Source organism: Streptomyces sp. NPDC054813, assembly GCF_053611365.1.
Genome location: NZ_JBSHAF010000028.1, coordinates 134982 through 144607, shown reverse-complemented (window position 1 = coordinate 144607; position 9626 = coordinate 134982). Strand labels below are relative to the sequence as shown.

Annotated in this window: 9 protein-coding genes; 3 read left to right on the top strand and 6 right to left on the bottom strand. The window is 69.6% G+C overall.

Annotated elements, in window-relative coordinates:
* On the bottom strand, window positions 1-455 hold a 455-nt coding region (locus ACWGJB_RS41080; protein ID WP_453385125.1), incomplete at its 3' end, for an alcohol dehydrogenase catalytic domain-containing protein.
* Between the two features lie 350 nt (window positions 456-805).
* Window positions 806-1039, bottom strand: coding sequence for a hypothetical protein (locus tag ACWGJB_RS41075; protein WP_453385118.1), 234 nt, complete (start codon window positions 1037-1039; stop codon window positions 806-808).
* 892 nt (window positions 1040-1931) lie between these two features.
* Between ACWGJB_RS41075 and ACWGJB_RS41070 the strand changes: the two genes are divergently transcribed.
* Window positions 1932-3461 carry an FAD-dependent oxidoreductase gene (locus ACWGJB_RS41070; protein ID WP_453385117.1) on the top strand — a complete coding sequence of 510 codons (1530 nt, stop codon included), beginning with the start codon at window positions 1932-1934 and terminating at the stop codon, window positions 3459-3461.
* Between the two features lie 197 nt (window positions 3462-3658).
* Here ACWGJB_RS41070 and ACWGJB_RS41065 read toward each other — a convergent pair whose 3' ends face one another.
* The 3 genes from ACWGJB_RS41065 to ACWGJB_RS41055 form a co-directional block, all read right to left on the bottom strand.
* Window positions 3659-4171 (bottom strand): hypothetical protein, encoded by a 513-nt coding sequence (locus ACWGJB_RS41065; protein ID WP_453385116.1) that lies wholly within the window; start codon window positions 4169-4171, stop codon window positions 3659-3661.
* 216 nt (window positions 4172-4387) lie between these two features.
* Window positions 4388-4948 carry a hemerythrin domain-containing protein gene (locus ACWGJB_RS41060; protein ID WP_453385115.1) on the bottom strand — a complete coding sequence of 187 codons (561 nt, stop codon included), beginning with the start codon at window positions 4946-4948 and terminating at the stop codon, window positions 4388-4390.
* Between the two features lie 379 nt (window positions 4949-5327).
* A complete protein-coding gene (locus ACWGJB_RS41055; RefSeq protein ID WP_453385114.1) occupies window positions 5328-5705 on the bottom strand; it encodes a DUF6479 family protein in 378 nt (125 codons plus the stop codon).
* A 221-nt stretch (window positions 5706-5926) separates the two neighbouring features.
* Here ACWGJB_RS41055 and ctaD point away from each other — a divergent pair, with 221 nt between their 5' ends.
* Both ctaD and ctaF read left to right on the top strand, forming a co-directional pair.
* Window positions 5927-7600, top strand: a complete 1674-nt coding sequence (gene ctaD, locus ACWGJB_RS41050; RefSeq protein ID WP_453385113.1) for an aa3-type cytochrome oxidase subunit I — start codon at window positions 5927-5929, stop codon at window positions 7598-7600.
* Window positions 7597-8001 carry an aa3-type cytochrome oxidase subunit IV gene (ctaF, locus tag ACWGJB_RS41045; RefSeq protein ID WP_453385112.1) on the top strand — a complete coding sequence of 135 codons (405 nt, stop codon included), beginning with the start codon at window positions 7597-7599 and terminating at the stop codon, window positions 7999-8001. Before ctaD ends, ctaF begins: the two co-directional genes overlap by 4 nt.
* Here the strand turns inward: ctaF and qcrB are convergent.
* A complete protein-coding gene (qcrB, locus tag ACWGJB_RS41040) occupies window positions 7919-9454 on the bottom strand; it encodes a cytochrome bc1 complex cytochrome b subunit (protein ID WP_453385111.1) in 1536 nt (511 codons plus the stop codon). The two genes, ctaF and qcrB, sit on opposite strands and share 83 nt — an antisense overlap.
* Window positions 9455-9626 lie beyond the last annotated feature (172 nt).

Here is a 9626-nt window from a genome sequence, read left to right as displayed (position 1 = left end):
GGCCCGTCGGGCACCTTGATGGGCCCGAACTGTGCCTGTGGTACACGCAGGTATTCAGCCTGGGCGCCGGGCACCGCACCGTACAGACGGGTGTATCCGAACAGGGCGGCACCCATTCCCTCGCCGGTCACCTGAGTGGTCTCGCACTGGGTCATCAGGCCCGCCGAGCACATGAAGCAGTGCCCGCAGGAGATCTGGAACGGCACCACTACGCGGTCGCCCGGGCGTAGGTTCGTGACCTGTGCGCCGGTTTCCTCGACCACGCCCATCGGTTCGTGGCCGAGGATGTCGCCCGGAGTCATGAACGGCGTGAGCACCTCGTAGAGGTGCAGGTCCGAACCGCACAGACCGGTCGACGTGATACGGATGACGGCATCCGTCGGCTGCTCGATGCGTGGGTCGGGTACATCCTCCACCCGGACGTCCCGCCGCCCTTGCCAGGTCACTGCTTTCATGGCTCGCACTCCCTTTCTCACCTGCGCGCAAATTCCGTGGCCGGCCCCGGTCATCCCCGTCGCAAGCCGCACGGCAGCCAAGCGGAACGCCAGACCGAAGATCAAGTCGTTCGGCCGGCAGCCCGAAACAGAGCGCGAACGGGACCCGGCGGGCCCGAGAGGAGATCCACCGCCGTAGGTGGCTTCGGCGTCGTCCTCGTAGAGCGGATCCCGCCGGCCGTGACCCTCGCTATGGGGATGAGAAGCCAGCCCCGGGCTTCCCCGGGGCCTCGGCTTCGGGGGCCCTTGCTGTCGGACCGTCGGCGGGTTGTGCCGAATGGGCCCGGAGGGATCCCCGCCGCTGCCGGGAATCAGCCGCTCAAGCGACTGCGCAGCATTGCCTTGCCCAGGTCCGCGCCCTTACGGCTGTCAGCCTGTGCCTTGGTGAACAACTCGACCAGTTGTGCGTCCTTCTCCCGCTCGGCGTCCTTGATGTAAGTGTCCAGCCGCAGGGCGTTCTCCAGGCAGCTCTCGACGTACCAGAGAAGGTTGTAGTCCTTGTCGGCAGTTCCGGTGATCTTTCCGGTCTCCGTGGCGCTGGCCATCGTCGTCACTCCGTCCGTTGTGTTGAAGCGGCTGTCAATCCGCCGGCCTTGTCGGCCGGGACTGGCCGAGTACCCCGCAGGGACACGACGCACCATGGGAGCCAGTCACCATGGCGATCGCCCCCGCCCGACAGTGCCGCGGTCGCCCGGCACCGCCATCTGTGCGGCGGCGAATTTCCTCCCGCTGTGCGCGGCGCGCAGGACCCTGCGGACAACCACCGATCATCTTGTTCCCTCTCCCGTACTGGTCGTAGGCGCGAAACCGGCGGTCCACCGGGTACCGCAGCACCGAGAACTACGGGGCATCCGGGTCCACGACGCTCTCGCCCCCGCGCTGTCCGCCCAGCCCGCCGCCGGCCCCGGCTCGCGGCGGACCATGCCGACGTGCTCTCCGGCGAAGTCGAGAGCCTGCGGAACGAGGTGTTCGGACTACGCGGCCAAAGCCCGCACCAGCTGCCTGATCGGAATCGCCCAGGGCATGCTCCTCACCCGCCACGGCCTGCGGGTCCCCGCCGCTTTCGCCCCTCTCCGGGAGACTCCCAGCACCTCAACGTGCCGCCGCGGTCGGCGTGGTCGAGCCCGTCGCTGCGGAGTCCCGCACCGCCCGCGGGCGCACCGGGAACCGCGCAGTCCGGGAAGTGGTCGGCTACCTCGGAACACGCCCCCGGTCTGCCGCGCCTCGTACATCAACCCGAGGGGGCATCGATCTCTTACAGGAAGGCCGGACCATCACACCCGTCCTGGATCGCCTGGGCGCGGCCATCCAGTTCGGCGAACCGGCCGTCCTTGGGCCGATAGAAGAAGCTGTTATGCGGCTTCTGACCTGGTTCCGCGTGTCACCTCACCGTGGCGGGAACCCGACGGCCATGAACGCTGAGACAGGGGTACGACCATGAAAGACGCCGAGGCAGGAATCCGGGGATCTTACTGGCTTGAGACGGCGCCGTCCGTCGAACCCGCCCCGCCGCCGTCCGGTGACCTCTCTGTGGAGGTCGCCGTGGTCGGCGGCGGCATCGCCGGGCTCAGTACGGCCTGGGAACTGGTCCGGCAGGGGCATGAGGTGGCCGTGGTGGAGGCGGACCGGCTGGCCGCCGGGGTGACCGGCCACACCACAGCCAAGCTGACCGCCCTGCACACCCTGATCTACGACCACCTGCGCAGGACCCGCGGCCCCGAGGGCGCGCGGCTCTACGCGCTGTCGCAGAGCGAGGCCATCCGGCATGCCGCCGGGATCGTGGCGGAGCTGGGCATCGACTGCGAGTGGGAGGAGGCGGCGGCCTACACGTACGCGCAGCAATCCGGGCGGGAGGAGGAGTTGCGTGCGGAAGCGCGGGCGGCGCGGGAAGCCGGGCTCCCCGCCGAGTTCGTCACGGAGACGGAGTTGCCCTTCTCGGTGGCCGCGGCGGTCCGGGTGACCGGACAGGCCCAGTTCCATCCCCGCAAGTACCTGCTGACGCTGGCAGACGACCTGCGTCGGCGCGGCGGCACGGTGTACGAGGGGACGCGGGTCGTGGGCCTCACCGAGGGTGAGCCCTGTGTGCTGGGGACGGACTCGGGCGTGTCGGTGCGTGCCGAGAAGGTCGTGGTCGCCACGCACTACCCCGTCTTCGACCGGGCCCTGCTGTTCACCCGGCTCTCCCCGCGCCGCGAGCTCGTCGTGGCCGGGACCATCGACGAGGCCCTGGCCCCGCGCGACATGTACATCACGCCGGAGCAGGGCACCCGATCCGTCCGCAGCGCTCCCTACAGGGACGGCAAACGCCTGCTGATCGTCACCGGAGAACACTTCACACCCGGCACCGCCGACGTCGACAAGCGCTTCGCCCGGCTCTCCACCTGGGCCGACGACCACTTCCCCGAGCTCACGCTCACCCACCGCTGGGCCACCCAGGACAACGACTCCACCGACTCCGTGCCCCTTGTCGGGCCGCTCCACCCCGGCAGCCGCCACGCCTACGTGGCCACCGGTTTCGGCGGGTGGGGCCTGAGCGGCGGCATCATGGCGGGCCGCCTGATCAGCGACCTCGTCGGCGGACGCGAGGTCGAATGGGCGGGTCTGTACGACCCGCGCCGCCTGGGCCCCGTAGCGCGTGAGGGGATGTCCTTCCTGAAGCATCAGGCTCAGGTCGCCCGGCACCTCATCGGCGACCGGCTGCCGGCTCTGACCGGTCTCCGGCCGGAGGACATCGCACCGGGCGACGGCGCCGTGGTGCGGCTCGGCGGACATCGTTGCGCAGTCCACCGCGACGAGAGCGGCCGGCTCGAAGCTGTGTCCGCCACCTGCACCCACCTCGGCTGCCTCGTCGCCTTCAACCGCGCCGAGCAGGCGTGGGAATGCCCATGCCACGGGTCCCGCTTCGCCCCAGACGGCCGGATCCTTCAGGGTCCCGCCGTAAAACCACTGGAGAAGCGCGACCTGTGAGGCGCACGGCGTTTCCTGGCCCGGGCCGACGGAAGCCCGGCCGGCGCACCACGGGCACCACGGGCACCACGGGCACCACGGGTGGCCACCAGGCGCACTCGTACACAGGGCACTCGCCGGTTGGTCACGGCGCTCTCAGCGGCCCGTAGGCAGCTCGTCGATTCTCCGGCGGCGCAACAGGCTCTCGGACGCTGAGATCAAGGAAGTTCCACGCTGTCGACGCTGATCAGTTCCATGAGCTGGGTCCGGTGCAGGTCGGCGAGGTTCTCGAGCAGGTCGGGATGGCGCAGGAGGGGCGCGGCTTCGGTGTCCCGCTTCCCGGGGTCGGTCAGGCGCAGCAGGCCGCCAGCGGCGTGGTACTCGCTCACGGCGAGGGCTTGGCGGGCGGCGCGGGTGGCCAGGGCGGGGTCGGCCAGGAAGCAGGCCGCCCAGCTGACGACGGTTTCGTCGATCCAGGTGCGCCACGCGGTGTCGTCGGGCTGGGGATCGCATCCGGTGAGGCGGTCCAGGCCGTGGGATCCGCTGGGTGCGAGCAGGTGGAGCAGTTGCACGTCGAGGTGGGTGGGGTAACGCAGGGTAGCGGCGAGGGTGACGGCCTGCCGGGCCTGGGCCTCGGCCAGCGCCTGGCTGAGCGCGCCGCCGGGGGCGGGGTAGGCGGCCAGGAGCCAGCGGGTGGAGGCGGCTATGACAGGTGTCAGATCGTCGGTCACGGCGGTGGGCCCCTTGGGAACGTGCTCGCCTGTGTCCGGCAGATCGGTCCCGCGAGCTGTTTCGCAGAGCCACGCTGCCCCGCTTCATGACCCATGAGACTAGGCCGCCGAGCCCGAAGAGGGAATGAGCCGCGTCACAGGCGGCCCCCGCCGGAACTCCTCGTCAGGAGTCCGGACGTGTGCCGCCTGGCCCGGACCAACTCCTGCGAGGGAGGCTCAGGACTTTCCGCGGCCGGTGATGAGGTCGCGGGCCCGGTCCACCAAGCCGACGCCCGGCGCGAGGAGTTTGTTCGCGGGCGGCGTGCTCGGGGCGGAGGGGTGCGGGCGGGTCGGGGCCAGGGACTTGGCCCGGCGGATCTTGTCCCCGAGATCGTTCAGCGCCTCGGGAGAGCAAGCCTGCCGCAGCATCGGGAAGAGGTTGTCCTCCTCGTCCTGGACGTGGGCGGAGACCTCCTCCATGAGCTGCTGCAGCAGCGGGCTCATCCTGGGGTCGTCGGTTTCCGTCTTCTCCAGCTGCTTCAGGATTTTCTCGACCCGGCCGTGGTCCGCGATCTCCTTGTCCGCGATCCGGTCGCCGCCCTCGATGTGCTCGCGCACCGCCGGGTACAGGTACTCCTCCTCGGCGATCGAGTGCCGTACCAGTTCGATGGTGACGTCGTCCACGAGATCACGGAGTTCCTGCCCGCCACCCGGCATCCCCTGGATCCGGGCGAACATCTCCTCGACCTCCCGGTGGTCGGTCATCAGTTCCGCAAGCGCGTCTCCGCCGTGCCCCATCGTCCATCCGCCTTTCGCTGGTCATGCCTCGGACGGGTCGGTCCCGCCCTGCTACCAGTGGTTCCCCGTCCGTCCGACACCGCCGCCGCCCCGGGCCAGGTCCACCCGGTCGGGTGCCTGTGTGGTTCCGGGAGCAATGAACTTCCGGGAGCAATGAACCAGCCGGCCCATCACCGTGCGTATGCCGAGGGGGGCGCCCCCATGTCTCTGGCCAAGCGGGAGTTGCAAGGGTAGGAGCGACTTGATGTGTTCTGCGGCTTTCTTCGAGAGATCGGGCAGCGGTTGGGCAAGCCGGCGCTGATGGATCCGGAGGGCGAATATGGCCATCCGGTGCTCGGCTTCGATCTCCGTAACGGGGGCGGAAGGCCCGGGGGTCGGGTCACTTGGCGCCGCTACCTCCCCCGCCGAAGGAGCCGCTGGAGCCGCTGGAGCCGGGCTGCCAGCGCGGACGGGTCTGGTTCTCACTCGGCCTGCTGGAGGCGTTCCCAAGCTGGTGCGGGGTGAGAGGGGCGTCGTCGCCGGTCGCCCGGGGCACTTCGTTCGGCTCGCGCATGCTCTGCTCCTCGCGCACCGGCCCGGAGGGCGGCAGTGTGGGGTGGTCCCCGCGGCGTGGTGGTCGGGACTCCTTGCGCCGGACGCCGATTCCGAAACGTACGGCGGCCACCAGTGCGGCCGCGACGAGCAGACCGCAGACGACGATGACCACCATCCCCGCCGCCGAGCCGGCGGCGGCCAGTTGCTCATGGCTGGTGTGCATGAGCGCCAAGTACCCGCCACACGGCAGCGAATCCCAGGCCGAAGGGGCGTGGCTGACGTGGCCCGCGGCTGCTCGCCGGTAGCGTCGCGGCGGAGCGGACAGACACCGCGCATCGGCCATGCCGGTGAGTGTCGCCCCTCCGCGGGAGCCGGCGGTCTCCCGGGGTGGCGGGCAGGGCACCCGCGAGGCGCTTCCCGCGCTGGACTGGGCTGAGGAGGACCATGACCGAACTGTCGCAGCCGGTCGGCGAGACGACCGGGTCCTCCGCCGCTCCGGCGCCGCTCGGGCGCAGACTGCTGGGCTGGGCCACCACCACCGACCACAAGGTGATCGGTCGGCTGTACATGGTGACAGCGTTCTGTTTCTTCCTCCTCGCCGGCCTGCTCGCCCTCGGCATGCGTGCGGAACTGGCCCGCCCGGGGCTTCAGCTGATGAGCCAGGACTTCTACAACCAGCTCTTCACCATCCACGGCACGATCATGATGCTGCTGTTCGCGACCCCGATGTTCGCGGGGTTCGCGAACGCGGTGATGCCCCTGCAGATCGGCGCCCCGGACGTGGCGTTCCCCCGGCTGAACGCGCTGTCGTACTGGATGTACCTGTTCGGCGGGCTGATGGTGGTCTCCGGGTTTCTTCTGCCGGGGGGCGCCGCGTCGTTCGGGTGGTTCGCGTACGCGCCGCTCAACAGCGCGTACTACTCCCCCGGCGCGGGCGCCGACCTGTGGGTGATGGGGCTGGTGGTCACCGGCGTGTCCACCACGCTGGGCGCGGTCAACTTCGTCACGACGATCCTGTGCCTGCGGGGCCCGGGCCTGACCATGTTCCGGATGCCGATGTTCACCTGGAACGTGCTGTTCACGTCGGTCCTGGTGCTGCCGGCGTTCCCGGTGCTCACGGCCGCGCTGCTGGCTCTGGAGTGCGACCGGAAGTTCGGCTCGCACATCTTCGACGCGCACAACGGCGGGGCGTTGCTGTGGCAGCACCTGTTCTGGTTCTTCGGGCACCCCGAGGTGTACATCGTGGCGCTGCCGTTCTTCGGGATCGTCTCGGAGATCATCCCGGTGTTCTCGCGCAAGCCGCTCTTCGGCTATCTGCCGATGATCGGGGCCACGACCTCCATCACCATGCTGTCCGCGGTGGTGTGGGCGCACCACATGTTCGTGACCGGGGCGGTGTTGCTGCCGTTCTTCTCCGTGATGTCGTTCCTGATCGCGGTGCCGACCGGGATCAAGTTCTTCGCGTGGATCGGGACGATGCACCGGGGTTCGCTCTCGTTCGAGACGCCGATGCTGTGGTCGGTGGGGTTTCTGGTGTCGTTCCTGCTGGGCGGGTTGAGCGGGGTGCTCCTCGCATCGCCCCCGCTCGACTTCCATGTCACCGACTCGTACTTCGTGGTGGCGCATCTGCACTATGTGCTGTTCGGCACGGTCGTGTTCGCGATGTTCGCCGGGTTCTACTTCTGGTGGCCCAAGTTCACCGGGAAGATGCTCGACGAACGGCTCGGCAAGGTGCACTTCTGGCTGCTCTTCCCCGGATTCCAGTTGACGTTCCTGGTGCAGCACTGGCTCGGTGAGCAGGGGATGCCGCGACGGGTCGCCGACTACCTGGCGGCGGACGGGTTCACGCTGCTCAACACCCTGTCCTCGGCGGGCGCGTTCCTGCTCGGGATCTCCACACTGCCGTTCCTCTACAACGTCTGGCGTACGGCCCATCGCGGGCGGCAGGTCGAGGAGGACGACCCCTGGGGATACGGACGCAGCCTGGAGTGGGCCACCTCCTGCCCACCGCCCCGGCACAACTTCGTGGCGCTGCCCCGGGTGCGGTCGGAGTCCCCGGCGTTCGACCTGCACCATCCGGGGATCGTGCGACAGGCGGAGCGGGAGGGGCTGCGGTGAAGGTCGAGGCACTGCTCTTCGGTGGGGTGGCCGTCTTCTTCGGTGCGGCCGCCGCGCTCTACGGCGTGTGGTCCGACGCCGATCCGGCCGGTACGGCGGCGCTGATCGTGGCGTTCGGGATGGCCGCGATGGTGTCGTTCTTCTGCGCCACCCAGTACGTCCGGCGCGGTCCGCGCCCGCAGGACCGTACGGACGCGGAGGTGGCGGACTCCGCCGGGCCGCTGGAGTTCTTCCCGCCGCACAGCCCCTGGCCGATCGTCACCGCGTTCGGGTTCGCCGTCGCGGCGGTGGGGGTGGTGTTCGGGCTGTGGCTGTTCCTCATCGGCTTCGGCGTTCTGGCTCGGGGTGTTGCCGGGCTGGTGTTCCAGTACCTGAACCGGGGGGTTGGTCAGGGGGACTGAGCGGCCTGCGCGGGGCGCCCGGCCGGAACGACGTCACCGGGCGGTGGTCGCTCTCGTAGCCACCGGCGAGGGTCTGCCGTACCTCCCCCGTCTCCTCGCCCTCGGTCAGCAGTTCCTGCTCGGTGTGCAGCAGGGTGCGGCACAGCGTGCGGGTCACGAAGAAGGCGGCGACCGGGGCCACGATCAGGGCGATCCGGAAGATCCAGGTCAGGGCGTTCACCGAGATCCGGAAGCTCTGGGCGATGACGTCGTTGCCGCCGGCCAGCAGCAGCACGGCGTAGAAGGTGACGCCGGCGACGCCGAGGCCACTACGCACAGGCCGCTCACGTGGCCGGTCGCTGAAGTGCTGCTCGTGGCTGTCCTCGCCGGTGAGCCGTTGCTCGACGAAGGGGTAGGCGTACAGGACGAGGAAGAGCAGCGCGGGCAGCACGACGGCCGGCAGCAGGACGTTCCACATGAGCGTGTGCCCGGCGAGGTTCGTCTCCCAGGGCGGGACGAGGCGCAGTGAGCCTTCGAGGAAGCCGACGTACCAGTCCGGCTGGGAGCCGGTCGACACCTGGTCCGGTCGGTAGGGGCCGTACGTCCACACCGGGTTGATCTGCGCGACACCGGCCAGCACCACCAGCAGCCCGGAGACGGCGAGGGACAGGCCGATGGAGGAGGCCGCGAACTGGGGGTAGAGCGGCTTGCCGGTCACGTTCTTGTTCGTGTGTCCCGGGCCGTGCCACTGGGTGTGCTTCAGGTAGAACACCAGCATCAGATGGACGGTGACCAGGGCGAGCAGCGCACCGGGCAGCAGCAGGATGTGCAGGGTGTACAGCCGCGGAATGATGTCGTGACCGGGAAACTCGGAGCCGAACACGAACATGGCGAAGTACGTCCCGACCACCGGGATCGACAGCATGATGCCCTGGGCGATCCGCAGGCCGGTGCCCGAGAGCAGGTCGTCCGGGAGCGAGTAGCCGGCGAAGCCCTCGGCGAGGGCGAGCGTGAAGAGGGTGACACCGATGGCCCAGTTCAGCTCGCGCGGCCTGCGGAAGGCGCCGGTGAAGAAGACCCGCAGCAGGTGCATGCCGATCGCGGCGACGAAGACCAGCGCGGCCCAGTGATGGGTCTGCCGCATCAGCAGACCGCCGCGGACGTCGAAACTGATGTGGAGGGTCGAGTCGAACGCACCCGACATCAGCGTCCCGCGCAGGGGTTCGTACGTGCCCTCGTAGACCACGTCCGCCATCTCGGGGGTGAAGAAGAACGTCAGCCACACGCCGGTCAGCACCAGCACGATCAGGCTGTAGAGGGCGATCTCGCCGAGCAGGAACGACCAGTGGTCGGGAAAGGACTTGCGCAGCAGCCGACCGGCCCCGTCGTGGACGGGCAGCCGGGCGTCCACCGCGTCCGCGAACCGTTCCCCGCGGTGGCGTTCCTCGCCCCCGTCCGGTCCCGTCCCCCTCATTCGGCGCCCGCGGCGCTTCGCGCGCATCGCACTGACCTCACGTGACGCCCTCCTCAGGACCGTGTGCCTCGCACTCTCGCCATCCCTTGCCCGGGAGCCGCGGCACGACTGCCCCGCCGCCGCGAAACACTCGCGCGACCGGGCCTCGGCACCCGATCGGATGAGTCGCCGA